The following is a 26,671-nucleotide window of genomic DNA, read 5'->3' on the forward strand; positions in this document are numbered from 1 at the left end:
CCTGAGAGATTCTCTGAGTGTCTTAAAATTTGCGCGCGATAATAGCACACTTCACTCGGCACCCAGCCACTTCTGCCAGCTGTCACGCACTAGTGTACGTTCAGCGTCGAAGTGCTCCGGCGCCACATGGCCCGGAAGTTCCTGCAATGCAAGATGGTGAAGTTCATCACGCAACGTCGTATAAGCACGGGTAAGCGCCAGCGCTTCCTGCTCGTCCATAATGTCGTTTTGCGCCAGTAATTCCAGAATGCGCACGTTATCCGACCAGCGCGTCAGCTTCGGTTTTTCATGCGCATAGCGCAGCACCAGATACTGCGTAATAAACTCAATATCTGTGATGCCGCCTTCATCCGCTTTGATATCAAAACGATCGCGATGCTTATTACCCAAATGGGCACGCATTTTCTCACGCATTTCGCGCACCTCGGTCTGCAAGGTTTTCCCATCACGGACGAGGGTCATGATATCGCGACGAATCGCATCAAACTGAGAGGTCAACTGCGGGTCGCCGTACACTACGCGAGCACGCACCAGCGCCTGATGCTCCCATGTCCAGGCTTCGTTACGCTGATAATCGGCGAAAGCGTCAGCTGATGTCACCAGCATCCCCGCCGCCCCTGACGGACGCAAACGCGCATCCACTTCGTATAAAATACCGGACGAAGTACGGGTACTAAAGAGGTGCATAATGCGCTGCGCCAGGCGCAGATAGAACTGTCGCCCGTCAATCTCACGCTCACCGTCCGTCATCACGTCCATCGGACAGTCATGCAGGAAGATCAAATCGAGATCCGAGCTGTACCCCAGTTCCCAGCCGCCCAGCTTGCCATAACCGACGACGGCAAAACCACGCCCCTCGCGTTCGCTAAGATGAGTGGGTTGACCGTAGCGCGCGACCATCTGCGTCCACGCCTGCTGGACTACCGCATCAATAATAGCTTCCGCCAGCCAGGTTAAATGGTCGCTCACCTTCATCACCGGCAGTGTACCGGCGATATCAGCCGCGGCAATACGCAGTAGCTGCGTTTGCTTAAACTGGCGCAGAGCCTCCAGTTGCTGCTCTTCATCATCTTCAGGCACGCGCAGCAAATACTGGCGCAGCTCATCACGGTAGGCGTCCGTCGCGGTGGGTTGATACAGGGTGTTCGGATCCAGCAGTTCATCAAGCAACAGCGGATACCGCGCCAGCTGGCTGGCGACCATCGGCGAGGCCGCACAGAGCGAAATCAGATGCTTCAGCGCCCCGGGGAATTCGCTTAGTAGTTCCAGATAGGTCGTACGGGTAACAATCCCCACCAGCAGAGGGGTAATGCGCGACAGCGGGACTGAGGCGTCGTCACGCGTACAGACATCGCTCAGCAGATGCGGCATTAAATGGTCCAGCACCTGGCGTCCGCGTGGGCCAATAGTGCGTTTATCCAGCTCTTTGCGGAAATCGGCTATCAGAGACAGCACGCGCCGACGATCGTCATCCGCCAGATGCGTCAGCACCGGCGTGGTGTCATCTTCCTGTAATGCATCCTGCCACAGTTCGCGCCACTGTTCTGAGAGCGACTCTTCCTGAGTTTCGGCCTCGTCATCGCCAATCAGCTCGTTAAATACCCGGCGTACGTTGTCCATATGATTGGCCAGCACATCAGTTAATTGCTGCCAGTCATCAACGTTCATCCCCCACGCCAGCCGCGCGCGATTCAGTTCATCGCCTGGCAGCGTCTGGGTCTGTTCATCATTGATACTTTGCAGCAGGTTTTCCAGGCGGCGTAAATAGAGATAGGCTGCTCGCAGTTGTTCCGTATCGGTATCAGACAGCAGGTGCAGCGCATTGATGGCGCTAAGCGTCGGTAACAGCGAGCGGGATTGCAGCGACGGCTCGCGCCCACCGCGAATAAGCTGGAATACCTGCACGATAAATTCAATTTCGCGAATACCGCCCGCCCCCAGCTTGATGTTGTCTTTCAGACCACGGCGGCGCACTTCACGCGCAATCATCCCTTTCATGTTACGCAACGACTGGATCACGCTGAAATCAATATAGCGACGGAAAACAAAAGGCCGCAGCATGGCACGAAGCTCGCTGACGTAAGTGCCGTCGGCATCGCCCATAATGCGGGCTTTGACCATCGCATAGCGTTCCCAGTCGCGCCCTTGCTCCTGGTAATAATCCTCCAGCGCAGAGAAGCTCAGTACCAACGGACCGCTGTCGCCAAACGGGCGTAAACGCATATCCACCCGATAGACAAACCCATCCATTGTGGGCTGATCTAATACCTTGATGAGCCGCTGGCCCATACGGGTAAAGAACTGGGCGTTATCCAGCTCGCGGCGCCCGCCCTGTGTGCTGCCATGTTCTGGCCAGGCAAAAATCAGATCGATATCGGAGGAAAAATTCAGCTCGCCGCCACCCAGTTTCCCCATGCCTAAAATCAGCAGCGGCTGCGCCACACCTTCAGGATTACAGGGCGTACCCCATTCGCGACAGCAGGCGGCGTATAACCAGTCACGCGCGGCGACGATCAACGTTTCAGCCAGATGGCTTAGCTGCTGCAAAATACTCTCTTCGGTCACCAGCGACAGCGTCTGTGCCCAGGCGATACGCACCATAATGCGACGGCGAAACAGGCGTAACTCACGCATCAGCGTGTTTTCGTCACTAACGTCAGCCAATGCTTGCTGTAACCAGTCGGCATAGTGTTGCCATTCATCCGCCAGGGGTGGGGTGCTTTCCAGCTCAACCAGCCATTCGGGATGGGCAATAATGCTGTCACGGACAAAATCACTGAATGTAAGTACTGACTTCGCCTGAACGCTAAGCGAGGACTCAGATATTGCTGCTGGCAGCCGCTCAACAACGGTCGGCCAGTACTGCTGTAACGGTGAAGAGAGCTGCTTCATTTACGGGTTATCCTTTGAATGGTGCCGGATGCGTCTTTTCGCCTTATTCGGCCTACATGACAGTTACACACATCGCGTAGGCCTGATAAGCGCAGCGCCATCAGGCATCCCGGCCTCGGCCCTGATTATCGTTTTCCGCTGTGCAGCCAGAACGGTTCCAGTGCAATTGCCTCGTTACGGAAGTGTTCAATTTCAATATATTGGTTGGCCGCAATGGCGTGGCGCAAACCCTGCCAGTTGGCGATCCATTCTGATGCGACATTTTCATCGTAGTATCCCGCCAGCATCAGCATGCTATCAATGTTGCGCGTCAAACGAGGAAGCTGATCGGCGTACTGATCGCCCAGCGGCTGCGCAAAAGCGGTCTTCAGCTCAGCGGCATGGCGTGAAAGATGGGTATCCGAGAAACGCTTAAAGGAGTCGGCAATTTTTCCCTGCGCCTTCGCATCAAGGAACGGCTGCCATCCTTTGGTCACCAGCCATTCGGTCAGCGCCAGCTTGGCCATTGCCGTTTGCGTGCTGTAAACCGCCGAAACAGCAGAAACGTCCGACGAAATGATCGCTTCCGACTGGGTCAACAAATCACGTAAGTGAGCGCTCGCTTTTCGCGGCACATTACCGCCAAAAAGCATCAGAATGTGACGCACCAGGCCCATAGCCGCCAGCACCTCGGCTTTCGCCCCTTTAACGCCGCGCACCCACAGCTCTTCATGGTACTGCCACTGTGATAATGCCAGCTCCAGCGCCGCTTCCAGCCCCTGCTCAATACTCGCTTTCGCCGGAACTTTCAAAATGCGTGTCGGTTTGAGTTCGCGCGGCGCATTCCCCTGAGCCAGGTGATAACCGCGCGCTGCTTTGCTCAAGCTACCCTGGCGTAAACCGGTTTGCGAAACCAGCTGGTTTGCCAGCTTCAGTACCGCACGGGTATCGCCGCTTAGCAGTTCAAGTTCAAGCTCACAGATAGGTTCTGCAAACTCGCCCGCTTTCACCTCCCCCAGATCGAGGGCCATTTCAATCCGGCTGCCATCAACATCAACCAACCATTTCTCACGGTAAAAATCGGTGCTGAACAACGGCTGCACTTGAGAAGCAAGTTCAGCAGGCAGCTCGCCATCAGGCCAGACTTCCGTTGGGAACAAGGTGAGGTCCAGCTCAGGCGCGTTTAGCGCAACGTTATATTCTGGCCGCTGGTGCAGTCCGCCCGTCACGCGTCCGGCAATTTTCATGGTCATTTCGTAATGACCATTTTCACCGCGAATACGCAGCCCCATATCGTGACCACGCAACCACGCATCCGGTGTTTCGTAGTAGATATTCAGCAACTGACTGGGCGCATGATGCTCTCCCCCCAGCGTATTCAGACGTTCACGTAGCGCATCTACAGCGTCACTATTGACGATAAATTTTAATTCGATTTCCTGGGCCATGGTCTTGTACTTATGGGTTATGTCACAGTTGAGAAAACTGACTGCGAACTAAGTTCGTTCTTTATGGTCAGTAGATAGTATTTTGCGCCAAATTGCCATGCAACGAGCAATTTGACGGGCGTAAAAGTTTCGAGTGGTGGCAAAAAGGACACAGATGATTCCGATTGATGTCGAATGCTTTGCGTAGAGACACTGATGCCACTACTATCGTTCCACTTTCTATGACAATAACGACAGCCTGATGCCAAAATTACGCCTGATTGGATTAACTTTACTCGCACTTAGCGCCACTGCAGTCTCTCATGCCGAAGAAAAGCGCTATGTCTCTGACGAACTGAACACCTGGGTCCGCAGCGGTCCGGGAGATAATTATCGCCTCGTGGGTACGGTTAACGCCGGCGAGGAAGTCACGCTATTACAGACTGATGCCAACACTAACTACGGCCAGGTGAAAGACAGCACCGGACGTACCGCCTGGATCCCGCTGAAAGAGCTGAACAGTACGCCGAGCCTGCGTACCCGCGTTCCCGACCTGGAAAACCAGGTTAAGACCTTGACCGATAAGCTCAATAATATCGATACCACGTGGAACCAGCGCACCGCCGATATGCAGCAAAAGGTAGCGCAAAGCGACAGCGTGATCGACGGGCTGAAACAAGAAAACCAGAAGCTGAAAAACGAGCTTATCGTGGCGCAAAAGAAGGTCAGCGCAGCCAACCTTCAGCTTGATGACAAACAGCGCACCATCATCATGCAGTGGTTTATGTACGGTGGCGGCGTGTTGGGTCTTGGTCTGCTGCTCGGCCTGGTTCTGCCACACATGATCCCAAGCCGTAAACGCAAAGATCGCTGGATGAACTGAATCGCCTTCTCCGCCACACTGACATATGATTAAGGGATCATAGTTTTCAAAAGGAAAGTGGCGTGAAGATTTATCTGGTCGGTGGTGCTGTTCGGGATGCGTTATTAGGGCTACCGATTAAAGATAAAGATTGGGTTGTTGTTGGCGCCACGCCGCAAGAAATGCTCGACGCGGGCTACCAGCAGGTAGGCCGCGATTTTCCCGTGTTTCTGCATCCGCAAACCCGCGAAGAGTATGCGCTGGCGCGTACCGAACGTAAGTCAGGCTCGGGGTACACCGGATTCACCTGCTATGCCGCCGCAGATGTCACGCTGGAGGCCGATCTTCAGCGTCGTGACCTGACCATCAACGCAATGGCCCGCGATGACAACGGGGAGATTATCGACCCGTATAACGGACGCGACGATCTGGAAAACCGTCTGCTGCGCCATGTTTCATCTGCCTTTAGCGAAGATCCGCTGCGCGTGCTGCGCGTGGCGCGTTTTGCTGCCCGCTATGCGCACCTCGGTTTTCGTATCGCTAAAGAAACCATGACGCTGATGCGTGACATGACCATCGCTGGTGAACTGGAGCATCTGACACCAGAGCGGGTGTGGAAAGAAACCGAAGGCGCATTAACCACCCGTAACCCACAGATATTTTTTCAGGTCCTGCGCGACTGCGACGCACTGCGCGTCCTGTTTCCGGAAGTAGATGCTTTGTTTGGCGTTCCTGCCCCCGCGCAGTGGCATCCGGAAATCGACACCGGTATTCATACGCTGATGACGCTGTCGATGGCAGCCATGTTAAGTCCGGAAGTCGACGTGCGTTTTGCTACGCTGTGCCACGATCTTGGCAAAGCATTGACGCCTAAAGCGCTGTGGCCGCGCCATCACGGCCACGGTCCGGCGGGTGTTAAGCTTGTCGAACAACTGTGCCAGCGCCTGCGCGTACCGAATGACATCCGTGATTTAGCCAAACTGGTTTCCGAGTTCCACGACCTCATTCATACCTTCCCGATCCTGCAGCCAAAAACCATCGTTAAGCTGTTTGATTCCATAGATGCCTGGCGCAAACCGCAGCGCGTGGAGCAAATCGCCCTCACCAGCGAGGCTGATGTGCGTGGGCGAACCGGTTTTGAAGCGGCAGATTATCCGCAAGGCAGGCTGTTGCGCGAAGCCTGGCAGGTTGCGCAGGCGGTGCCAACGAAAGACGTGGTTGAAGCTGGATTCAAAGGTCAGGCAATTCGTGAAGAACTGACCCGGCGTCGCATCGCGGCGGTAGCCAGTTGGAAGGAGCAGCGTTGCCCGAAAGCGTAGACACTGCGTTGCCGAATGCGCTGTGCTTATCCGGCCTACAGGTTCGACACGGATATAACCCGTAGGCCGGATAAGGCAGAACGCCGCCATCCGGCACCACGGTAAGTCATCAGAAGAACACGACGTAAACGGCAGCCGCCACAATAAAGCGGTAAATCGCAAACGGAATGAACGAGATGCGTTTAATCAGTTGCAGGAAGGTTTTGATCGCCACCAGCGCCACGATAAACGCCGTCACAAATCCGACTGCAAACATCGGGATATCTGATGCGCTGAGGAAAGCCCAGCTCTTGTAGAGATCCAGCGCCGTCGCGCCCATCATCATCGGCACAGCCAGTAGGAAGGAGAATTCCGAGGCCGCGTAACGACTCACGCCCATCAGCATGCCGCCAGAAATCGTCGCCCCGGAGCGAGAAAAACCCGGCCACAGCGCCAGACACTGGAAACAGCCAATCATAAACGCCTGGCGATAGGTCATATCATCCAGCCCCGGCGCACGTGGCTCCTTCGGCTTCAGGCATTCTGCGGCAATCAGCAGTACACCACCTACCACCAGCGCATACATCACGTTGATCGGGTTAAACAGCGATTTGATAGTGTCGTGGAAGATTAGCCCCAGTACCACGGCTGGAATCATCCCCAACAGGATATGTCCCAGCGTCAGTCGACCTTTGCCAGTGCCTTCATGCGGAGCCTTGCCGAAGTGAATACCGATCAGGCCAAACAGACGTCGCCAGAACATGACCACTACGGCCAGGATAGAACCTAACTGGATAACCACTTCGAATGTTTTTGCAGTGTCACCCTCAAAACCCAACAGGTGGCCAACAATAATCATATGGCCGGTACTGGAAACGGGTAAAAATTCCGTCAATCCTTCGACCACACCCAAAATTGCCGCTACCAGCAGCGAGTGCATATCACTCATTAATAAACCCCTAGATAGAGAAACCACGGCAAAAAAGAGCCGACGAAAGGACCCTTTTATACCCGTTTGTTTTAGAAATTATTAAATTAATTATTTTCTTTCAGATTATTGCCACGCTCAATGATAACCCCGACGTTCGCCGCACGGGCTACCGCGCCAGGTTTACTGAGTTTGATCCGTACCCAGGGAGAATTAAAGCGGCTAAGCAGCAGATCCGCCACCTCTTCCGCAACCCGTTCTACCAGCGCAAAGCGCCCACCTTCCACATGATTAACAACCGTTTGAGCAATATCAGCATAGCTCAGGCAATCAGCCACATCATCGCTTTTAGCCGATTTGCGGTTATCCCATGCCATTTCGATATCGAACACCAATTGTTGTTCGATCGTTTGTTCCCAGTCGTAAACACCAATAGTGGTGATTACAGAAAGTTGCTCTATAAATACAATATCCATCACGACCTGCCTGCTTTTTGGCTAACCCGGATACCACTTCCGGCGAAATATGCGTATTATCCACAGAAGTAGCGTTTTACACGACATTTTCAAAACGGAACAGCTTATGAGTGCAATCGCGCCTGGAATGATTATCTTCGCGTACCTCTGTGGCTCAATTTCCAGTGCTATTCTGGTATGCCGCCTTGCTGGATTGCCGGACCCGCGCGACAGCGGCTCTGGGAATCCGGGCGCGACAAACGTGCTGCGCATCGGTGGCAAGGGAGCCGCCGTCGCGGTGCTGATTTTCGACGTCCTGAAAGGTATGTTACCCGTCTGGGGGGCCTATGCGCTAGGCGTCAGCCCCTTCTGGCTGGGATTGATCGCAATCGCCGCCTGTCTGGGCCACATTTGGCCGGTATTCTTCGGCTTTAAAGGTGGGAAAGGCGTTGCCACCGCTTTTGGCGCGATTGCGCCGATTGGTTGGGACTTAACCGGCGTGATGGCCGGGACCTGGCTGCTGACCGTCTTATTAAGCGGCTACTCGTCGTTAGGCGCTATCGTCAGCGCGCTGATCGCCCCTTTTTACGTCTGGTGGTTCAATCCCCAGTTCACTTTTCCGGTGTCCATGCTGTCGTGCTTAATTCTGCTTCGTCACCACGACAACATTCAGCGTCTGTGGCGTCGTCAGGAGCCGAAGATCTGGACCAAGCTGAAGAAAAAACGCGAACGAGACCCCGAGTGATTTTATTGTCGGATAGCGACGCAACGGCGTCTTATCCGGCGTGGGGGATGTGATACCCCTCCACTGGCTTGCCTAATCGGTTCTGACACCACATCGCCAGAAATTCCACGCACACGCGCAGCTTCACGCTGCGATACAGAGGCTCCTGATAAACCGCCCAGATATTAGCGCTCTGCGCATAGTCCGGCAGCACACGCACCAGTTCACCGCTGGCCAGAAAAGGCTGCACATCCCATTCGGAACGCAACATAATCCCTTTTCCCTGTAGCGCCCACTGCAACACAATCTCACCGCTGTTAGAGGAAAGATGTCCCGCCACCTTGACCGACTTTTTCTCCTGACCATTGTCCAGTTCCCACACCCCGTGAGTCATATCTCGTTCTTTAGTGACCAGACAATCATGACGACTTAATTCCTGTAACGTCGTCGGCTCACCGTATTTTTGTAAATACGGTGGGGCCGCACACAATATTCTTTTGTTTTTCGTTAACAAATGCGCAATATAATAATCCGGAATCTCATCATTAATACGAATATCCAAATCTATATTATCCTGTGCCAAATCAATTTGCCGATCGTAAAGCTCAAAATGCACCTGTAATTCAGGGTAGCTATGCATCAATTCGGTAATTGCCGGTGCAATATAACTGCGCCCAAAGCCAAAACTACAGCCAATACGAATCATCCCTGCCGGGCGCGTTTTGAGTTGCGTGACGTCATCGACCAGATGCTGATAACTCGCGAGGATCGCCTGCGCATGTTCATAGCAACGTTGACCACTCTCCGTGAGCGCTACGCCACGCGCTGAGCGGCTTAGCAGCGTCGTCCCCAGCGTGGACTCTAGGATCTGAATGCGTTTTGTCACAAACGCCGGCGTTTGTCCCAGCGTCGCGGCTGCGGCGCTGAAGCTGCCGCTATGCACAATTTCAACCAACACCTGCAGGTCTTTCGCCAGGGGATACGTGTTCAGCATGATCGGTCTATCCGTAATGTTGTTCACCGCAGTGTAATTCTCTCATGCGTCTTAAACCCTGCCTTTGCGCAATTTTTATTGCCTTATCCGGACATCATTCACGAACTGTTAATTGGATATTCACAGTGGCAAATAATATTAATCCACATTTTTAGTGGTAGTTTGTGGCGGAGAATTTATTTCCAGATAAATAAAAGAACTGGAGTTAACAAGATGAGCAATCAAAATAACCAAAATGCGATAAATACGCTGACGAACATTGTCGCTGATTTTACCGCCATGATTTCTACCCGCATGCCCGATGACGTCGTGGATAAATTAAAACAGCTGCGTGAAGGCGAAACCTCGCCGATGGGTAAAATCATCTACCACACCATGTTTGACAACATGCAGAAAGCTATCGACCTGAACCGCCCAGCCTGTCAGGACACCGGGGAGATTATGTTCTTCGTGAAGGTCGGTTCCCGTTTTCCACTCCTCGGCGAACTGCAAAGCATCCTGAAGCAGGCCGTTGAAGACGCCACGGTAAAAGCGCCGCTGCGCCATAACGCGGTCGAGATTTTTGACGAAGTGAATACCGGCAAAAATACCGGTACCGGTGTGCCGTGGGTCACCTGGGACATCATCCCTGATAACGATGACGCGGAAATCGAAGTCTACATGGCAGGCGGCGGCTGTACGCTGCCGGGACGCTCAAAAGTGTTAATGCCTTCTGAGGGATACGAAGGCGTCGTGAAATTTGTTTTTGAAAATATCTCCACGCTGGCAGTCAACGCCTGTCCGCCAGTGCTGGTGGGCGTAGGTATTGCCACCTCCGTAGAAACCGCCGCCGTTCTTTCTCGTAAAGCGGTGCTGCGCCCTATCGGCTCACGTCATCCGAATCCGAAAGCGGCCGAACTGGAACTGCGTCTGGAAGAAGGACTTAACCGTCTGGGCATTGGTCCGCAAGGATTGACCGGTAATAGCTCGGTGATGGGCGTGCATATCGAATCCGCCGCGCGCCACCCGTCGACTATCGGCGTTGCCGTCTCTACCGGCTGCTGGGCCCACCGTCGCGGCACGCTGTTGGTTCATGCTGACCTCTCCTTCGAAAACCTGTCTCACACCCGGAGCGCGTTATGAAAAAGATCCTCACAACCCCGATCAAAGCCGAAGATCTGGCAGACATTCGCGTTGGCGATGTCATTTACCTGACCGGTACGCTGGTGACCTGCCGTGACGTTTGCCACCGCCGCCTGATCGAACTGAAGCGCCCGATTCCTTATGACCTGAACGGCAAAGCCATTTTCCACGCGGGCCCGATCGTACGTAAGAACGGTGAAAAATGGGAAATGGTTTCCGTCGGCCCAACCACCAGCATGCGTATGGAAGCGTTTGAGAAAGACTTTATCAAACAGACTGGCGTCAAACTGGTGGTCGGCAAGGGCGGCATGGGACCGCTGACGGAAGAAGGCTGCAAGCAGTTTAAAGCGCTGCACGTCATCTTCCCGGCAGGCTGCGCAGTCGTGGCGGCAACCCAGGTTGAGGAGATCGAAGAGGTGCACTGGACGGAACTCGGCATGCCGGAGTCCCTGTGGGTGTGTCGGGTAAAAGAGTTCGGCCCGCTGATCGTTTCCATCGATACCCACGGCAATAACCTGATCGCTGAAAACAAAAAGCTGTTCGCTGAACGTCGCGACCCTATCGTCGATAAAATCTGCGAGCACGTGCACTACATCAAATAACCGTCCCGGAGAGGCGCTACGCCTCTCCCCTTTCGCAGGGATACAACAATGGCACCTTTAGCTGGTTGGTGGCGATACCTGGCTCCGCTGGTGGTCATCGCCATTATTGCTGTTCTGCCCGTTCCCACCGGTCTTGAGAGCCACACCTGGCTCTATTTTGCCGTCTTTAGCGGTGTGATTGTGGGGCTCATTCTGGAACCTGTACCCGGCGCGGTAGTGGCGATGATTGGTATTTCGATCATCGCCGTGCTTTCACCGTGGATCCTGTTCAGCCCGGAGCAGCTCGCGCAGGACGGTTTTAAATTTACCGCCAAATCGCTGTCGTGGGCCGTGTCTGGCTTTTCTAACTCGGTTATCTGGCTGATTTTCGCGGCCTTTATGTTTGGTACCGGCTATGAGAAGACCGGCCTCGGTCGGCGTATCGCGCTGATGTTAGTGAAAAAGATGGGGCACAGGACGCTGTTTCTCGGCTACGCGGTAATGTTCTCCGAGCTGATCCTCGCCCCCGTCACGCCTTCCAACTCCGCGCGCGGAGCCGGAATAATCTACCCGATTATCCGCAACCTACCGCCGCTGTACAACTCCCAGCCCAATGACGCCAGTTCACGTTCTATTGGCTCCTACATCATGTGGATGGGCATAGTTGCCGACTGCGTCACCAGCGCGATTTTCTTAACGGCAATGGCGCCGAACCTGCTGCTGATCGGTCTGATGAAAGGCGCGTCCCACACCGCGCTGAGCTGGGGGGACTGGTTCTTAGGCATGCTGCCGCTGAGCATTTTACTGGTGCTGATCGTGCCGTGGCTGGCGTACGTGTTATATCCACCGGTGCTGAAATCCGGCGATCAGGTGCCACGCTGGGCGGATGCGGAGCTAAAAGCGATGGGACCGCTCTGCGCTCGCGAGAAAAAGATGCTGGTGCTGATGGTCGGCGCGCTGGTGCTGTGGATCTTCGGCGGTGACTATATTGACGCCGCGATGGTCGGATACAGCGTGGTAGCGTTGATGCTGGTATTGCGCATCATTAGCTGGGATGACATCGTCAGCAATAAAGCCGCGTGGAACGTCTTTTTCTGGCTGGCCTCACTGATCACGCTGGCCACCGGGCTCAATAACACCGGTTTTATTACCTGGTTCGGTAAGCTGCTGGCAAACGGGCTGAGCGGTTATTCGCCGATGATGGTGATGGTAGCACTCATCGTAGTGTTCTATCTGTTGCGTTACTTCTTTGCCAGCGCCACGGCCTATACCTCCGCCCTCGCGCCGATGATGATTGCCGCCGCGCTGGCGATGCCGGAAATCCCGCTACCGGTCTTCTGCCTGATGGTCGGCGCCGCCATTGGTCTGGGCAGCATTCTGACCCCGTACGCCACCGGCCCTAGCCCTATCTACTACGGCAGCGGCTATTTACCAACGGCGGATTACTGGCGACTCGGTGCTATTTTGGGCCTGATTTTCCTCGTGCTGCTGGTGACTACCGGTCTGGTCTGGATGCCCCTCGTTTTACTGTAAAACCCTGGTGGGGCGACGTATTGTCGCCCCTTTATCCATAAGCTTCTCGTATGATCGATTTCCCGATGCGCTGAGGCATACTTTTTTGTATGCAAACACCCTCATGCTGATAAGGGAAACGCTCTGGACACGGTTGCGCACGAGACACTCACACGGGGCTGGCAGGCAGAACTGGATCTGCATTTTACCTGCACCGGGCACAAAACGGTGCTCGCCTCGGCGCGTCATCATGGTCCATTGACGGTTCAACGCCCGTTTTACCCGGAAGAGGACGTTTGCCATCTCTATTTGCTTCATCCACCGGCGGGGATCGTCGGCGGGGATGAGCTCCATATCGCCGTAACGCTCGACGAAAACAGCCACGCGTTAATCACCCAGCCTGGCGCGGGAAAGTTTTACCGCAGCCGCGGACCGCAGGCATTGCTGCGCCAGCATTTTACCCTCGCCCCCCACTCGACGCTGGAGTGGCTGCCGCAGGATACGATCCTCTTTCCCGGCGCCAACGCCGCTATTCAGACCGTCTTTCATCTGACATCCGCAAGCCGCCTGCTGGCCTGGGATCTGCTGTGTCTTGGCCGACCGGTTATGCAAGAGACTTTCAGTTACGGCACGCTGCAAAACCGCCTGGAAGTGTGGCGAGATGGGCAGCCACTGCTGATAGAACGCTTGCAGTTGCAGGAGGGGAATCTGAGCGGCGTCGCGCATCATCCCTGGGTCGGTACGTTGCTGTGTTATCCGGCCAGCGAGCACATGCTCGAGGGCACGCGGGAGCGGCTTACGGCGCTTGGCGATTACGCCGGGGCAACGCTTAACGACTCGCTGCTGACAATCCGTTTTCTTGCTGACGACAACCTGATTGTTCAGCGTGTTATGCGTGGCATCTGGCAATTTCTGCGCCCGCTGCTGACACACAAAGCGCCCGTACTCCCGCGAATCTGGCAAACCTAAGAGAATCCTTATGGAACTGACCCCCAGAGAAAAAGACAAGCTGTTGCTGTTTACCGCCGCGCTGGTGGCGGAACGTCGCCTGGCCCGCGGGCTGAAGCTGAACTACCCGGAATCGGTGGCGCTGATTAGCGCTTTCATCATGGAAGGGGCACGGGACGGGCAAACTGTGGCCGCGCTGATGGAAGACGGGCGTCACGTCCTGCGCCGCGATCAGGTGATGGAAGGCGTACCGGAAATGATCCCGGATATTCAGGTTGAAGCCACATTTCCGGACGGATCGAAGCTGGTCACTGTCCACAACCCGATCGTCTAAGGAGCAGCAATGATCCCAGGTGAATATCAGATCGCAAAAGGCAATATTGCGCTTAATCAAGGGCGGGAGATCTGCACGATCGTGGTGGAAAATCATGGCGACAGACCCATACAGGTGGGATCGCACTATCACTTTTACGAAGTGAACCCGGCGCTGCGCTTTGACAGGCTGGCCGCACGCGGCTTTCGTCTGAACATTGCTGCGGGCACGGCAGTACGTTTTGAGCCGGGACAAAAACGCGAAGTCGAACTGGTGCGCGTTGCTGGTGCACAAAGGATCGTGGGTTTTCGCAGCGAAGTGATGGGCGCACTGGAGGCAGATAATGAGTGACATTTCCCGGCAGGCGTACGCCGACATGTTTGGCCCAACCACCGGCGATAAAGTGCGCCTGGCGGATACCGACCTGTGGATCGAGGTGGAACAAGACTTCACCACCTACGGGGAAGAGGTCAAATTCGGCGGCGGAAAAGTGATCCGCGACGGCATGGGCCAGGGACAAATGCGCACCGATGCATGCGTGGATCTGGTGATCACCAACGCGCTGATCGTCGATCACTGGGGGATCGTGAAAGCGGATATCGGCATCAAAAACGGCAGGATCTTCGCCATCGGCAAAGCAGGTAATCCCGATATTCAACCCAACGTGACGATCCCGATAGGCGTAGGAACTGAAGTCATTGCCGGGGAAGGCAAGATCGTCACCGCGGGCGGCGTGGATACGCATATTCACTGGATCTGCCCACAGCAGGCGCAGGAGGCGCTGGTTTCTGGCGTGACGACGATGATCGGCGGCGGTACCGGTCCGGCGGCAGGCACTCACGCCACCACCTGTACGCCGGGTCCGTGGTACATCGCGCGTATGCTGCAGGCGGCAGACACGTTGCCGGTTAACATTGGTTTGCTGGGTAAAGGCAATGGCTCAAATCCAGACGCCCTGCGCGAGCAAATCAGCGCGGGCGCAATTGGCCTGAAAATCCATGAAGACTGGGGCGCCACGCCTGCCGCTATCGACTGCGCGCTGACCGTGGCCGACGAGATGGACATCCAGGTCGCGTTGCACAGCGATACGCTCAATGAGTCCGGTTTCGTTGAAGATACGCTGGCGGCGATTGGCGATCGCACCATTCATACCTTTCACACCGAAGGCGCGGGCGGCGGCCATGCGCCGGATATCATCACCGCCTGCGCGCATCCGAATATTCTGCCCTCCTCCACGAATCCGACGCTGCCCTATACCGTCAACACTATCGACGAGCATCTCGACATGCTGATGGTTTGCCACCACCTCGATCCGGATATCGCCGAAGACGTGGCCTTTGCCGAATCCCGCATTCGCCGGGAAACAATCGCTGCCGAAGATGTGCTGCATGACATTGGCGCGTTTTCCCTGACCTCGTCCGATTCACAGGCGATGGGGCGAGTGGGCGAAGTGATCCTGCGTACCTGGCAGGTGGCGCACCGCATGAGGGTTCAGCGTGGCCCGTTGGCAGAAGAAACCGGTGACAACGACAACCTGCGCGTTAAACGCTACGTCGCCAAATACACCATCAACCCGGCATTAACCCACGGTATCGCCCATGAAGTCGGCTCCGTTGAGCCTGGCAAACTGGCCGATCTGGTGCTGTGGTCGCCCGCCTTTTTTGGCGTAAAACCGGCGACGATCGTCAAGGGCGGGATGATTGCCTGCGCGCCAATGGGCGATATCAACGCCTCGATCCCCACCCCGCAGCCGGTGCATTATCGCATGATGTTCGGCGCGCTTGGCGCGGCACGGCACCACACCCGGCTGACCTTTATTTCGCAGGCCGCTGACGCGCAAAACATCCCGCAGCAGCTCAATCTGCAAAGCGCTATCGCCGTCGTCAAAGGCTGTCGGACGGTGAAAAAGGTCGACATGATCCACAACGGCCTGCAACCCAATATCACCGTCGATGCTCAGACTTACGAGGTGCGTATTGATGACGAACTTATCACCAGCGAACCGGCAGATGTTTTGCCGATGGCGCAACGCTATTTTCTGTTTTGAGGAGTGACGATGATCTATCTGACACAACGCCTTGACCACGCTCACCGCGTTACTGCAAGCGTCACGCTGCCCATTGATGTCCGGGTAAAAAGTCGCGCCAGGGTAGCACTGAACGACGGTCGCGAAGCCGGGCTAATGCTACCGCGTGGTTTGCTGCTGCGCGGTGGCGATCTGCTAAGTACCGAAGATGGCAGCGAAGTGATCGAAGTGATCGCCGCACCGGAGTCGGTTTCCGTGGTGCGCTGCGCCGATCCTTTCCTGCTCGCCAAAGCCTGTTATCACCTCGGCAATCGCCACGTTCCGCTGCAAATCCTGCCGGACGAACTGCGTTACCACCACGATCATGTGCTGGACGACATGCTGCGCCAGTTCAATCTTGAGGTGACGTTCGCCCAGTTGCCGTTTGAACCTGAAGCAGGCGCTTATGCCAGCGAATCACATGGGCATCATCATGGCCATGCGCACTGATGCATAACAGCCAACAGCTACGTCTGATGCAGCTCGCCAGCAGCGCTCTCCCGGTGGGGTCGTTTACCTGGTCCCAGGGCCTGGAATGGGCGGTGGAAATCGGCTGGGTGAAAAGCGTCGATGACTTCTCTGCCTGGCAAATCCAGCAGATGGAGCAGAACTTTTTTACCGTCGACCTGCCGCTGCTGGCAAGACTGTATCGCGCCTGCGAGCAGGACGATCTCGCCGCCGCACGCCGCTGGAGCACTTACCTGTTGGCCTGTCGCGAAACCCGCGAATTACGAGATGAAGAACGCAGTCGGGGCGCGGCGTTTACACGGCTGGTCACCGACTGGGAAGCGGACTGCTCGCGGGAGTGGCGCGCGCTCTTTATCGACAGCCAACTCTGCGGCATGGCCTGGCTGGGCGTGCGCTGGAAAATCCCCCTGACGCAGCTGGCGTTAAGCCTCGGCTACAGCTGGATTGAGAGCGCTGTCATGGCCGGCGTCAAACTTGTTCCCTTTGGACAACAGGCGGCCCAGCGTTTGATTATTGCGCTCTGCGATCGCTATGCGCAGGGTCTGGCGCAGGCGCTGGCGTGTCCTGACGCCAGCCTCGGCTCCGCAACGCCGCTGGCCGCTATCGCGTCTGCCCGGCATGAAACCCAATATTCCCGATTATTCCGCTCCTGAGGAGAAAAAATGAGTAATAACAAGCATCCCCTGCGTGTGGGCGTTGGCGGCCCGGTTGGCTCGGGCAAAACGGCGCTGCTGGAAGCGTTATGCAAAGCCATGCGCAAGAGCTATCAACTGGCGGTGGTGACCAACGATATCTACACCAAAGAAGATCAGCGCATTCTCACCGAGGCAGGCGCACTGGAACCGGACAGGATCGTCGGCGTGGAAACCGGCGGCTGTCCGCATACCGCCATCCGCGAAGATGCGTCGATGAATCTGGCCGCCGTAGAAGCGCTGAGCGAGAAATTCGGTAATCTGGATCTGATTTTTGTGGAAAGCGGCGGCGATAACCTGAGCGCCACCTTCAGCCCGGAACTCGCGGATCTGACGATCTATGTGATCGATGTTGCTGAAGGCGAGAAGATCCCGCGTAAAGGTGGTCCGGGGATCACCAAATCCGATTTTCTGGTGATCAATAAAACCGATCTGGCCCCTTACGTCGGCGCATCGCTGGAGGTGATGGAGCGCGATACCTTGCGCATGCGCGGCGAGCGTCCATGGACGTTTAGTAATTTAAAATCTGGAGAAGGCCTGGAAAAAATTATCGCGTTTCTGGAAGAGAAAGGAATGTTGCGGATGTAGTGAGAGCTATCGCCGGGCGGCGGATTCGCCTGACCTGGCCTACGGTTTTGTAAGCCCGGTAAACGCAGCGCCACCGGGCAAAAAAACTTATGCTGCCGGTAATTCCGCCAGCGGCCAGCGTGGACGCACGGTCACGCCAAGATCCGCCGTTGCACCCGCTTTAAAGCGCACCATGCCCGCGTAGGCGATCATCGCCCCGTTATCGGTACAAAATTCCGGACGCGCGTAAAACACTTCGCCACGACGTTTTTGCATCATCTCGGCCAGTTTTGCGCGCAGCGTACGGTTCGCACTCACGCCCCCCGCCATCACCAGACGTTTAAAACCGGTTTGATCCAGCGCGCGTTTGCACTTGATCATCAGCGTATCAACTACCGCGTCTTCAAACGCACGGGCGATATCAGCGCGGGTCTGATCGTCATTTTCGTTATTACGAATGGTATTCGCGGCAAAGGTTTTCAGGCCAGAGAAGCTGAAGTCCAGCCCCGGACGGTCAGTCATCGGACGCGGGAAGACAAAGCGTTTTTCAACACCTTGTGATGCCAGCTTTGACAACATTGGGCCGCCAGGATAATCCAGCCCCAGCAGCTTGGCGGTTTTGTCAAACGCTTCACCGGCAGCATCATCAATCGATTCGCCCAGCAATTCATACTGACCGATACCGGTGACGCTGATCAACTGAGTGTGACCGCCGGAAACCAGCAGCGCGACGAACGGGAACGCAGGGGGATTATCTTCCAGCATTGGCGCCAGCAGATGCCCTTCCATGTGGTGCACAGGAATTGCCGGTACGCCCCAGGCGAACGCCAGCGAACGTCCTACGGTAGCGCCAACCAGCAGCGCACCAACCAGACCAGGACCTGCGGTATACGCCACCGCATCGATCTCTTTTGCCGTCAGTCCCGCTTCTTTCAGCGCGGCCTGGATCAACGGTACGGTTTTACGTACGTGATCGCGCGAGGCCAGTTCTGGCACTACGCCGCCGTAGTCAGCATGTAATTTCACCTGACTATACAATTGGTTGGCTAAAAGACCTTTTTCATCGTCGTAAATGGCGATGCCGGTTTCATCGCAGGATGTTTCAATACCCAGTACACGCATGACTTGTTTTACCTCGCTTTATTACCGCGCAGTGTAGGACCAATGCGGGTTGATGTAAAACTTTGTTCGCCCCAGGAGTTTCGCTCGTGTATACTCCTTGTCCTTATAAAAGTCCCTTTCAAAATCGCGTCGGTGCTTTACAAAGCAGCAGCAATTGCAGTAAAATTCCGCACCATTTTGAAATAAGCTGGCGTTGATGCCAGCGGCAAACCGAATTTATTAAAGGTGAGAGTTACATGCCGGTAATTAAAGTACGTGAAAACGAGCCGTTCGACGTAGCACTGCGTCGCTTCAAGCGTTCATGCGAAAAAGCAGGTGTTCTGGCGGAAGTTCGTCGTCGTGAGTTCTATGAAAAACCGACTACCGAACGTAAGCGCGCTAAAGCTTCTGCTGTGAAACGTCACGCGAAGAAACTGGCTCGCGAAAACGCACGCCGTACTCGTCTGTACTAATCCATTGAGAGCCAAAGCTCTCAATTCAGACTGAGTTGTAGTTGTAAGGCCGTGCTTCCGGAAGGAATGCGCGGCTTATTTTCGTTTATACACGTCATCATTCAAGCTGCCTCAGTGTTGGCTGCAGTCGCTCACCCCAGTCACGTACTGCTGTACGCTCCTGAGGATTCGCTTCCTTGCCGCCTTGATGCATCCTGAATGATTTTGTGTATATGAGTCATCAAAAAACAGGGGCTTATGGCTGGACGAATTCCTCGCGTTTTTATCAATGACCTGCTGGCAAGAACCGACATCGTCGATCTCATCGACGCGCGGGTAAAGCTGAAAAAGCAGGGCAAAAATTATCACGCGTGCTGTCCGTTCCATAACGAAAAAACCCCCTCTTTCACCGTAAACGGTGAAAAACAGTTTTATCACTGCTTTGGGTGTGGCGCGCATGGCAACGCCGTCGACTTTCTGATGAACTACGACAAGCTCGAGTTTGTGGAAACCGTCGAAGAACTGGCCGCAATGCACAACCTTGAAGTGCCCTATGAAGCAGGCAATGGCCCCAGTCAGATAGAGCGCCATCAACGGCAAAGCCTTTATCAATTGATGGACGGCCTGAACACTTTTTATCAACAGTCTTTGATGCAGCCCGCCGCTACCCCTGCGCGCCAGTACCTGGAAAAGCGAGGATTAAGTAGCGACGTTATCACCCGTTTTGCTATTGGTTTTGCGCCCCCCGGCTGGGACAACGTCCTGAAACGGTTTGGCGGCAATGCTGAGAATCGCAAATCGCTGGTCGATGCGGGGATGTTGGTCACCAACGATCAGGGACGCAGTTACGATCGCTTCCGCGAACGGGTGATGTTCCCCATCCGCGACAAACGTGGTCGGGTCATTGGTTTTGGTGGACGCGTGCTGGGCGATGCCCTGCCGAAATATCTGAACTCCCCGGAAACCGATATTTTCCATAAAGGTCGCCAGCTGTATGGCCTTTATGAAGCCCAGCAGGATAACGCCGATCCACAGCGCCTGTTAGTGGTAGAAGGCTATATGGATGTGGTGGCGCTGGCGCAATACGGCATTAACTACGCCGTGGCATCCCTTGGGACGTCAACTACCGCCGATCACATCCAACTGTTGTTCCGCGCGACGAACAACGTAATTTGCTGTTACGACGGCGACCGTGCCGGACGTGACGCAGCATGGCGCGCGCTGGAAACCGCACTGCCCTATATGACAGACGGACGCCAGCTACGCTTTATGTTTTTACCTGACGGCGAAGACCCCGATACGCTGGTGCGTAAAGAAGGGAAAGAGGCCTTTGAAGCCCGGATGGAGCAGGCGCTGCCGCTCTCCGCGTTTTTATTTAACAGCCTGCTGCCGCAGGTTGATTTGAGTACCCCGGACGGACGCGCACAGCTCAGTACGCTGGCATTACCGTTGATTACTCAGGTACCAGGCGAAACGTTGCGCATTTACCTGCGACAGGAGTTGGGGAACAAGCTCGGCATTCTGGATGACAGCCAGCTTGAACGTTTAATGCCTAAACTGGCAGAAAATGGGGCTTCCCGCCCTGTTCCACAGCTAAAACGTACGACCATGCGTATACTTATAGGGTTGCTGGTACAGAACCCGGGCCTCGCCCCGCTGGTTCCACCGTTAGGCGCACTGGATAGTAATAAGCTGCCTGGACTTGGCTTATTCAGAGAACTGGTCAACACTTGTCTGGCTCAGCCAGGTCTGACCACCGGGCAACTTTTAGAACACTACCGTGGCACAAATGATGCTGCGACCCTTGAAAAACTGTCGATGTGGGACGATATAGCAGATAAAGATATCGCGGAAAAAACCTTCACCGACTCACTCAACCATATGTTTGATTCGATGCTTGAACTGCGCCAGGAAGAGTTGATAGCTCGTGAGCGCACACACGGTTTAAGCAGCGAAGAACGCCGGGAACTCTGGACACTGAACCAGGAACTGGCCAAGAAATAACAGAAAGACAAAAGTATTTAACGGCTTAACTGCCGAATATCGATCGGGAAGCCCCCGACAGCCGCACGGAGAGGCAGCGGCAAAATATAAGTATGCCCTCGTTTTGCCGTTGGCGGTTTTACCGCCCAACACCAATCAAACGAATTAAGTGTGGATACCGTCTTATGGAGCAAAACCCGCAGTCACAGCTGAAGCTTCTTGTCCAACGTGGTAAGGAGCAAGGCTATCTGACCTATGCCGAGGTCAATGACCATCTGCCGGAAGATATCGTCGATTCAGATCAAATCGAAGACATCATCCAAATGATCAATGACATGGGTATTCAGGTGATGGAAGAAGCACCTGATGCCGATGATCTGCTGCTTGCTGAAACCTCCAACAGCACCGATGAAGACGCGGAAGAAGCGGCTGCCCAGGTTCTGTCCAGCGTTGAGTCCGAAATCGGTCGTACGACTGACCCGGTCCGCATGTACATGCGTGAAATGGGTACCGTTGAACTGTTAACCCGCGAAGGCGAAATCGACATCGCTAAACGCATCGAAGACGGGATTAACCAGGTTCAATGCTCCGTTGCCGAATACCCGGAAGCTATCACCTACCTGCTTGAGCAGTACGATCGCGTAGAAGCTGAAGAAGCACGTCTTTCCGATCTGATCACTGGCTTTGTCGATCCAAACGCGGAAGAAGACATGGCGCCAACGGCGACCCACGTCGGTTCTGAACTCTCTCAGGAAGAGATGGATGACGATGAAGACGAAGATGAAGAAGATGGCGACGACGACAGCAGCGATGATGACAACAGCATCGACCCTGAGTTAGCGCGTGAAAAATTCGGTGAACTGCGTACTCAGTACGAAATCACTCGCGACACCATCAAAGCGAAAGGCCGCAGCCATGCTGCCGCGCAGGAAGAAATTCAGAAGCTGTCCGAAGTGTTCAAACAGTTCCGCCTGGTGCCGAAGCAGTTCGACTACCTGGTAAACAGCATGCGCGTCATGATGGACCGCGTGCGTACTCAGGAACGTCTGATCATGAAGCTCTGCGTTGAGCAGTGCAAAATGCCGAAGAAAAACTTCATCACCCTGTTCACTGGCAACGAAACCAGCGAAACCTGGTTCAACGCGGCAATCGCGATGAACAAACCGTGGTCTGAAAAACTGCATGACGTTGCAGATGACGTTCACCGCGGCCTGCAGAAACTGCAGCAGATTGAAGAAGAAACCGGCCTGACCATCGAGCAGGTTAAAGATATCAACCGTCGCATGTCCATCGGTGAAGCGAAAGCCCGCCGTGCGAAAAAAGAGATGGTTGAAGCGAACTTACGTCTGGTTATCTCTATCGCTAAAAAATACACCAACCGTGGCTTGCAGTTCCTGGATCTGATTCAGGAAGGTAACATCGGTCTGATGAAAGCGGTTGATAAGTTTGAATACCGTCGTGGTTACAAGTTCTCCACCTATGCAACCTGGTGGATCCGTCAGGCGATCACCCGTTCGATCGCGGATCAGGCGCGTACCATCCGTATCCCGGTACATATGATTGAGACTATCAACAAGCTCAACCGTATCTCCCGTCAGATGCTGCAAGAGATGGGCCGCGAGCCGACGCCGGAAGAACTGGCTGAGCGCATGCTGATGCCGGAAGACAAGATCCGTAAAGTGCTGAAAATCGCTAAAGAACCTATCTCCATGGAAACGCCGATCGGCGACGATGAAGATTCGCATCTGGGTGATTTCATCGAGGATACCACCCTCGAGCTGCCGCTGGACTCTGCGACCACCGAGAGCCTGCGTGCCGCAACGCACGATGTTCTGGCTGGCCTGACCGCCCGTGAAGCGAAAGTTCTGCGTATGCGTTTCGGTATCGATATGAACACCGACCACACGCTGGAAGAAGTGGGTAAACAGTTCGACGTTACCCGCGAACGTATCCGTCAGATCGAAGCGAAGGCGCTGCGTAAACTGCGCCACCCGAGCCGCTCTGAAGTACTGCGTAGCTTCCTGGACGATTAATCTCGCCGCATAAGCATAAACGCCACCGCAAGGTGGCGTTTTTCTTTATAGTCCCCGCCTGACCAGGGCGTCATTCACTTCCCGATACGCCTCTACCAGTTTATCCAGCGTGATCCGGCTTAACCCGCTGGGATTCGGCAATACCCATATTTGCGTCGCGCCAATGGTCAGCGTCTGTTTTCCCCACTGCGCCCCACGCTGGCTAAGCCCCTGCTCAAATGCCTGCTTCCCAAGGATAGCGAGCGCGGCTGGCTGATACTCTTCTATTTTCTCAATGAGCAGACGACCACCGTTACGCATCTCCTGTAGCTTCACTTCATTGGCTTGCACCGTTGGTCTGTCGACAAACTTAGTCACGCCGCAGCGAAAGTCCAACAGATGCTGTGCCTCTTCAGGTTTAAGCTGGCGCTCGGTGAATCCCGCCTGATGGATGACCTTCCAGAAGCGATTGGCGGGATGTGCAAAGGGGAATCCTGTACCTGCGGAAGATAGCCCCGGATTGATGCCGCAAAATACCACCCGCAGCCCCGGTGCCAGTATGTCCTTAACCATAATTACTCCGAACAATACATCAAGGGAACAAGTATAACGGACTGAAAATACATTGTTTATAAAAACAGCATCCGTACGCTTATGTCTGGATTGCAACGCGGAGTTACTTTATAATCCACCGCCACGGCCCCTTAGCTCAGTGGTTAGAGCAGGCGACTCATAATCGCTTGGTCGCTGGTTCAAGTCCAGCAGGGGCCACCAAATTTCAAGGACTTGCGAGAAATCGCAGGTCCTTTTTTTATGGGTATTCCGTAGAAATTGGTATGTAGCAAAAAAGAGTTTGTCCTGGAAAAATCAATACTTTCTTGCATCAATATGTTGAATGAGTACACGGAAGAAAATGGCTGGCGGGGACTAAAGCTATTTACGCGATACACCTGTTCAGAAAACAGCATGTCACTGGCAACCCCATTTGGACGCCGCCATCCTTAGATGGAAACGTCCGTTAGAGTTTAATTCGATAGTCAGCTCACACTAGCTCTTTGAGCTGCTCCTGCATATAGGTTGAAAAATACTCTGGGTTCTTGATAAGGATGCGGTTACCGGAGGCGACTTTCTCTGCCCATCCGGCCACTTTTTTCGTGAACTCGGGATTCCATCCCTCTTGCTCACCCCGTGCCATCACAACTTCCGGACTCGCTGGCACACCTAAGTCATGCAAATACTTTAAGATTCCCTTAGCGGTACTTTCATCCATTGAATGTGGTACTGACGCCGAAGTGTTCATACCACCAATAAAATCCAATGCTTTCTCAATTGCTGTTGGCATGCTCTTATCCTTAAAATTAACCACGTGAGAGACACATTTATACTATGTACCCAACTCCGCCGGGATATCAAAGAGAACATCGCCTTTATTTGACTTACCCCGCAGCTAAACGCTTGCGCGGCTGTTTTCTGCGCTATTTTTTTGCTTCTCCGGCTAAAACCAGTCCTGTTGCCACCGCATTACGCGGCCCTTCGGTACCTCGAATATTGCCCTGCCCGGCGACAACGCCGTAATGCGCCAGCGCATCGGTGATCATCTGCGGGATTTCGAAATCCAGCGAAGAACCGCCTACCAGCACCACGAACGTCATATCGCGAATAGAGCCTCCGGGTGACACCTGGCGTAACGCGCGCAGGCAGTTGGTCACAAAAATCTTCTCTTTAGCCTGTCGGCGCACCAGACGGATTTTTTCCAGCGAAGTCTGGTTATCTACCGGGATCAGCTCGCCCTCTTTCAAGTACACCACTTTGGCGAATACTGACGGACTGAGCGGTTCGCGGAAAAACTCCACCGCGCCGTTCTCATGGCGAATGCTGAACAGGCTCTCCACTTTTGCCAGCGGGTATTTTTTAATTTCCTCCGCCAGAAATGCATCGCTTAAGCCCAGCTCAGTTTGAATCAACAGGCTGACCATATTCCCCGCGCCGGCCAGATGTACCGCTTTCACTACGCCGTCGCTATTGATGACGGCGGCATCGGTAGATCCTGCGCCTAAGTCGAGGATCGCCAGCGGTGCAGCGCATCCGGGCGTAGTTAACGCCCCCGCCACGGCCATGTTGGCCTCCACGCCACCCACCTCAACCAGAGTGTTTAACCGGACGCTCAGCTCACTGGCGATGGCCTGCATCTGTAAACGATCGGCTTTCACCATCGCCGCAATGCCCACGGCGTTCTCCATTGAACACTCTCCGGCGATGCCGCCCTGCACCTTGCGTGGAATAAATGTATCGACCGCCAACAGATCCTGAATATGCACCGTGTTCATGTCATGACCGGTCAGCGAGGCCATCACCTTACGCACCCGCTCCAGCATGCCGCCTGCATGCGTGCCTGCTTCACCACGAATATCACACACGGGCGCGCAGGCGTTCATCGCCTGCATAATAGCCTGCGCGCCTTGCGCTACGTCGGCTTCACCGCCACGCTTTTCACCACGGATAAAGATCTTACCCGCCGGGATCACTCTTGATCGCACATCGCCCTGCGGGGTTTTCAGCACCACGGCGGAACGGTTGCCAATCAGCGCTCTGGCGATGGGGACGATAGTTTGCGTTTCCTCAGGGGTCAGGGCAAAGAAGGTCGCGATACCGTAAGGATTCGACAGTACCCGCACCACCTGTCCCGGGGCCGCCACTTCCACCGCCGCCAGCACGCCTTCCGGTACCTTCTCCAGCAGAGTGACTTCATCAACCACCGGCATTGGCCGACGCAGGCGATTATTCACCAGCACGCCATCATCCTTTTTCAGGATGGCCGCCACCACGTTGACACCGCGATCCAGCGCTTCATTGATAAACCAAACCGCCTCAAGGAAATCCATCTCCTCACCTACCAGCGGGATCCAGCCCTGGGCAAATCGATCCTCGCTCAACGCTGCCAACTTCTCCACAGCGATGGTGGTTCCCATACCCACGCCAGCGCCGCCGGGCGTTTGCGGGTTATGGCCAATCATTGTTGATTCGGTAATGATGGTTTCAGTGATGGTTTCCATCGCCACATCGCCAATCACTGGTGCGGCCTCGTTGATGCAGATTTTTGCCACGTCCTGCAGCGACCACGGCGTTTTATCCAGCGCCTGCTGCAGGGACGCGACTACCCCGGCGATATTATCCCGCGTGCCTTTCATCCCGGTCGTGGCGACAATCCCGCTGCCGATAAACCGGCCATCCTGCGCCAACGCCACTTCGGTAGTGGCGTTGCCGATATCGATCCCTGCAATTAACGGCATGCTGCC

Annotated in this window: 25 protein-coding genes and 1 tRNA gene; 17 read left to right on the forward strand and 9 right to left on the reverse strand. The window is 54.8% G+C overall.

Translation table 11 applies throughout. The features are described 5' to 3' along the window. Positions 1-51 precede the first annotated feature (51 nt). Both glnE and OGY18_RS13845 read right to left on the reverse strand, forming a co-directional pair. Positions 52-2,892, reverse strand: a complete 2,841-nt coding sequence (gene glnE / locus OGY18_RS13840; RefSeq protein WP_164562475.1) for a bifunctional [glutamate--ammonia ligase]-adenylyl-L-tyrosine phosphorylase/[glutamate--ammonia-ligase] adenylyltransferase — start codon at positions 2,890-2,892, stop codon at positions 52-54. A 125-nt stretch (positions 2,893-3,017) separates the two neighbouring features. Then, the gene (locus tag OGY18_RS13845; protein WP_048215523.1) at positions 3,018-4,319 is read right to left on the reverse strand and encodes a CYTH domain-containing protein; all 1,302 of its coding nucleotides are present in this window, start codon (positions 4,317-4,319) and stop codon (positions 3,018-3,020) included. Between the two features lie 241 nt (positions 4,320-4,560). On the opposite strand from OGY18_RS13845, the gene OGY18_RS13850 reads away from it, so the two are divergent. Both OGY18_RS13850 and OGY18_RS13855 read left to right on the forward strand, forming a co-directional pair. Then, positions 4,561-5,181, forward strand: a complete 621-nt coding sequence (locus tag OGY18_RS13850) for a TIGR04211 family SH3 domain-containing protein (RefSeq protein ID WP_003828434.1) — start codon at positions 4,561-4,563, stop codon at positions 5,179-5,181. A 62-nt stretch (positions 5,182-5,243) separates the two neighbouring features. Further along, positions 5,244-6,479 (forward strand): multifunctional CCA addition/repair protein, encoded by a 1,236-nt coding sequence (locus tag OGY18_RS13855; RefSeq protein WP_286553374.1) that lies wholly within the window; start codon positions 5,244-5,246, stop codon positions 6,477-6,479. Positions 6,480-6,588: 109 nt separating this feature from the next. Here the strand turns inward: OGY18_RS13855 and bacA are convergent, their stop codons facing one another. Beyond that, entirely contained in the window at positions 6,589-7,407 is an 819-nt protein-coding gene (gene bacA, locus OGY18_RS13860) for an undecaprenyl-diphosphate phosphatase (protein ID WP_286553375.1), read from the reverse strand. Positions 7,408-7,493: 86 nt separating this feature from the next. Continuing rightward, entirely contained in the window at positions 7,494-7,862 is a 369-nt protein-coding gene (gene folB / locus OGY18_RS13865; RefSeq protein WP_003828442.1) for a bifunctional dihydroneopterin aldolase/7,8-dihydroneopterin epimerase, read from the reverse strand. 106 nt (positions 7,863-7,968) lie between these two features. On the opposite strand from folB, the gene plsY reads away from it, so the two are divergent. After that, positions 7,969-8,586, forward strand: a complete 618-nt coding sequence (gene plsY, locus OGY18_RS13870) for a glycerol-3-phosphate 1-O-acyltransferase PlsY (protein WP_003828443.1) — start codon at positions 7,969-7,971, stop codon at positions 8,584-8,586. 31 nt (positions 8,587-8,617) lie between these two features. On the opposite strand, the gene ttdR is transcribed toward plsY, so the two are convergent. Next, positions 8,618-9,559, reverse strand: a complete 942-nt coding sequence (gene ttdR / locus OGY18_RS13875) for an L-tartrate utilization transcriptional activator TtdR (protein WP_063941836.1) — start codon at positions 9,557-9,559, stop codon at positions 8,618-8,620. A 213-nt stretch (positions 9,560-9,772) separates the two neighbouring features. On the opposite strand from ttdR, the gene ttdA reads away from it, so the two are divergent. The 10 genes from ttdA to ureG all read left to right on the forward strand — a co-directional run bounded on the left by ttdA (position 9,773) and on the right by ureG (position 17,848). Beyond that, entirely contained in the window at positions 9,773-10,681 is a 909-nt protein-coding gene (gene ttdA, locus OGY18_RS13880; protein WP_003828445.1) for a L(+)-tartrate dehydratase subunit alpha, read from the forward strand. Then, a complete protein-coding gene (gene ttdB / locus OGY18_RS13885) occupies positions 10,678-11,283 on the forward strand; it encodes a L(+)-tartrate dehydratase subunit beta (RefSeq protein ID WP_286553379.1) in 606 nt (201 codons plus the stop codon). Before ttdA ends, ttdB begins: the two co-directional genes overlap by 4 nt. A 48-nt stretch (positions 11,284-11,331) precedes the next feature. Further along, entirely contained in the window at positions 11,332-12,795 is a 1,464-nt protein-coding gene (locus tag OGY18_RS13890) for an anion permease (RefSeq protein WP_286553383.1), read from the forward strand. A gap of 123 nt (positions 12,796-12,918) precedes the next feature. Continuing rightward, positions 12,919-13,743: an urease accessory protein UreD gene (locus tag OGY18_RS13895; RefSeq protein ID WP_286553486.1), complete on the forward strand. Its 825-nt coding sequence runs from the start codon at positions 12,919-12,921 to the stop codon at positions 13,741-13,743. 10 nt (positions 13,744-13,753) lie between these two features. Then, positions 13,754-14,056 (forward strand): urease subunit gamma, encoded by a 303-nt coding sequence (locus OGY18_RS13900; RefSeq protein ID WP_003024678.1) that lies wholly within the window; start codon positions 13,754-13,756, stop codon positions 14,054-14,056. Positions 14,057-14,065: 9 nt separating this feature from the next. Further along, complete coding sequence (locus OGY18_RS13905; RefSeq protein WP_003828455.1) at positions 14,066-14,386, forward strand: urease subunit beta; 321 nt, start codon at positions 14,066-14,068, stop codon at positions 14,384-14,386. Beyond that, positions 14,379-16,082, forward strand: coding sequence for an urease subunit alpha (gene ureC, locus OGY18_RS13910; protein ID WP_286553385.1), 1,704 nt, complete (start codon positions 14,379-14,381; stop codon positions 16,080-16,082). The genes OGY18_RS13905 and ureC overlap by 8 nt, the downstream gene beginning before the upstream one ends. A gap of 9 nt (positions 16,083-16,091) precedes the next feature. Beyond that, on the forward strand, positions 16,092-16,550 hold the full coding sequence (gene ureE / locus OGY18_RS13915; protein WP_020996339.1) for an urease accessory protein UreE: 459 nt from the start codon (positions 16,092-16,094) through the stop codon (positions 16,548-16,550). After that, positions 16,550-17,221 (forward strand): urease accessory protein UreF, encoded by a 672-nt coding sequence (locus OGY18_RS13920; protein WP_286553389.1) that lies wholly within the window; start codon positions 16,550-16,552, stop codon positions 17,219-17,221. Before ureE ends, OGY18_RS13920 begins: the two co-directional genes overlap by 1 nt. Positions 17,222-17,230: 9 nt before the next feature. Further along, positions 17,231-17,848: an urease accessory protein UreG gene (gene ureG, locus OGY18_RS13925; protein ID WP_286553390.1), complete on the forward strand. Its 618-nt coding sequence runs from the start codon at positions 17,231-17,233 to the stop codon at positions 17,846-17,848. An 87-nt stretch (positions 17,849-17,935) separates the two neighbouring features. On the opposite strand, the gene tsaD is transcribed toward ureG, so the two are convergent. Next, a complete protein-coding gene (tsaD, locus tag OGY18_RS13930; RefSeq protein WP_003024694.1) occupies positions 17,936-18,949 on the reverse strand; it encodes a tRNA (adenosine(37)-N6)-threonylcarbamoyltransferase complex transferase subunit TsaD in 1,014 nt (337 codons plus the stop codon). A gap of 236 nt (positions 18,950-19,185) precedes the next feature. Between tsaD and rpsU the strand changes: the two genes are divergently transcribed. The 3 genes from rpsU to rpoD all read left to right on the forward strand — a co-directional run bounded on the left by rpsU (position 19,186) and on the right by rpoD (position 23,396). Then, positions 19,186-19,401, forward strand: a complete 216-nt coding sequence (gene rpsU / locus OGY18_RS13935) for a 30S ribosomal protein S21 (protein WP_001144069.1) — start codon at positions 19,186-19,188, stop codon at positions 19,399-19,401. 237 nt (positions 19,402-19,638) lie between these two features. Next, positions 19,639-21,384: a DNA primase gene (gene dnaG, locus OGY18_RS13940; RefSeq protein ID WP_126317393.1), complete on the forward strand. Its 1,746-nt coding sequence runs from the start codon at positions 19,639-19,641 to the stop codon at positions 21,382-21,384. A 164-nt stretch (positions 21,385-21,548) separates the two neighbouring features. Next, on the forward strand, positions 21,549-23,396 hold the full coding sequence (rpoD, locus tag OGY18_RS13945) for an RNA polymerase sigma factor RpoD (protein ID WP_003024699.1): 1,848 nt from the start codon (positions 21,549-21,551) through the stop codon (positions 23,394-23,396). 45 nt (positions 23,397-23,441) lie between these two features. Here the strand turns inward: rpoD and mug are convergent, their stop codons facing one another. Further along, entirely contained in the window at positions 23,442-23,948 is a 507-nt protein-coding gene (gene mug, locus OGY18_RS13950; protein WP_149281949.1) for a G/U mismatch-specific DNA glycosylase, read from the reverse strand. A 125-nt stretch (positions 23,949-24,073) separates the two neighbouring features. Between mug and OGY18_RS13955 the strand changes: the two genes are divergently transcribed. Continuing rightward, a tRNA-Ile gene (locus OGY18_RS13955) sits at positions 24,074-24,149 on the forward strand. A gap of 268 nt (positions 24,150-24,417) precedes the next feature. On the opposite strand, the gene OGY18_RS13960 is transcribed toward OGY18_RS13955, so the two are convergent. Together OGY18_RS13960 and OGY18_RS13965 are read right to left on the reverse strand one after the other, a co-directional pair. Then, positions 24,418-24,741, reverse strand: a complete 324-nt coding sequence (locus OGY18_RS13960) for a DUF1889 family protein (RefSeq protein WP_001573898.1) — start codon at positions 24,739-24,741, stop codon at positions 24,418-24,420. 109 nt (positions 24,742-24,850) lie between these two features. Beyond that, positions 24,851-26,665: a diol dehydratase reactivase subunit alpha gene (locus OGY18_RS13965; protein ID WP_286553393.1), complete on the reverse strand. Its 1,815-nt coding sequence runs from the start codon at positions 26,663-26,665 to the stop codon at positions 24,851-24,853. Between the last annotated feature and the right edge of the window lie 6 nt (positions 26,666-26,671).

Source organism: Citrobacter sp. Cpo142, from assembly GCF_030332425.1.
Taxonomy (GTDB): Bacteria; Pseudomonadota; Gammaproteobacteria; order Enterobacterales; family Enterobacteriaceae; genus Citrobacter; species Citrobacter portucalensis.

What these genes read in the sequence shown, in the direction of transcription:
- glnE (WP_164562475.1), bottom strand. Translation starts at nt 2,892, where the DNA reads ATGAAGCAGCTCTCTTCACCGTTACAGCAGTACTGGCCGACCGTTGTT.
- OGY18_RS13845 (WP_048215523.1), bottom strand. Translation starts at nt 4,319, where the DNA reads ATGGCCCAGGAAATCGAATTAAAATTTATCGTCAATAGTGACGCTGTA.
- OGY18_RS13850 (WP_003828434.1), top strand. Translation starts at nt 4,561, where the DNA reads ATGCCAAAATTACGCCTGATTGGATTAACTTTACTCGCACTTAGCGCC.
- bacA (WP_286553375.1), bottom strand. Translation starts at nt 7,407, where the DNA reads ATGAGTGATATGCACTCGCTGCTGGTAGCGGCAATTTTGGGTGTGGTC.
- folB (WP_003828442.1), bottom strand. Translation starts at nt 7,862, where the DNA reads ATGGATATTGTATTTATAGAGCAACTTTCTGTAATCACCACTATTGGT.
- plsY (WP_003828443.1), top strand. Translation starts at nt 7,969, where the DNA reads ATGAGTGCAATCGCGCCTGGAATGATTATCTTCGCGTACCTCTGTGGC.
- ttdR (WP_063941836.1), bottom strand. Translation starts at nt 9,559, where the DNA reads ATGCTGAACACGTATCCCCTGGCGAAAGACCTGCAGGTGTTGGTTGAA.
- ttdA (WP_003828445.1), top strand. Translation starts at nt 9,773, where the DNA reads ATGAGCAATCAAAATAACCAAAATGCGATAAATACGCTGACGAACATT.
- ttdB (WP_286553379.1), top strand. Translation starts at nt 10,678, where the DNA reads ATGAAAAAGATCCTCACAACCCCGATCAAAGCCGAAGATCTGGCAGAC.
- OGY18_RS13890 (WP_286553383.1), top strand. Translation starts at nt 11,332, where the DNA reads ATGGCACCTTTAGCTGGTTGGTGGCGATACCTGGCTCCGCTGGTGGTC.
- OGY18_RS13900 (WP_003024678.1), top strand. Translation starts at nt 13,754, where the DNA reads ATGGAACTGACCCCCAGAGAAAAAGACAAGCTGTTGCTGTTTACCGCC.
- OGY18_RS13905 (WP_003828455.1), top strand. Translation starts at nt 14,066, where the DNA reads ATGATCCCAGGTGAATATCAGATCGCAAAAGGCAATATTGCGCTTAAT.
- ureC (WP_286553385.1), top strand. Translation starts at nt 14,379, where the DNA reads ATGAGTGACATTTCCCGGCAGGCGTACGCCGACATGTTTGGCCCAACC.
- ureE (WP_020996339.1), top strand. Translation starts at nt 16,092, where the DNA reads ATGATCTATCTGACACAACGCCTTGACCACGCTCACCGCGTTACTGCA.
- OGY18_RS13920 (WP_286553389.1), top strand. Translation starts at nt 16,550, where the DNA reads ATGCATAACAGCCAACAGCTACGTCTGATGCAGCTCGCCAGCAGCGCT.
- ureG (WP_286553390.1), top strand. Translation starts at nt 17,231, where the DNA reads ATGAGTAATAACAAGCATCCCCTGCGTGTGGGCGTTGGCGGCCCGGTT.
- tsaD (WP_003024694.1), bottom strand. Translation starts at nt 18,949, where the DNA reads ATGCGTGTACTGGGTATTGAAACATCCTGCGATGAAACCGGCATCGCC.
- rpsU (WP_001144069.1), top strand. Translation starts at nt 19,186, where the DNA reads ATGCCGGTAATTAAAGTACGTGAAAACGAGCCGTTCGACGTAGCACTG.
- dnaG (WP_126317393.1), top strand. Translation starts at nt 19,639, where the DNA reads ATGGCTGGACGAATTCCTCGCGTTTTTATCAATGACCTGCTGGCAAGA.
- rpoD (WP_003024699.1), top strand. Translation starts at nt 21,549, where the DNA reads ATGGAGCAAAACCCGCAGTCACAGCTGAAGCTTCTTGTCCAACGTGGT.
- mug (WP_149281949.1), bottom strand. Translation starts at nt 23,948, where the DNA reads ATGGTTAAGGACATACTGGCACCGGGGCTGCGGGTGGTATTTTGCGGC.
- OGY18_RS13965 (WP_286553393.1), bottom strand. Translation starts at nt 26,665, where the DNA reads ATGCCGTTAATTGCAGGGATCGATATCGGCAACGCCACTACCGAAGTG.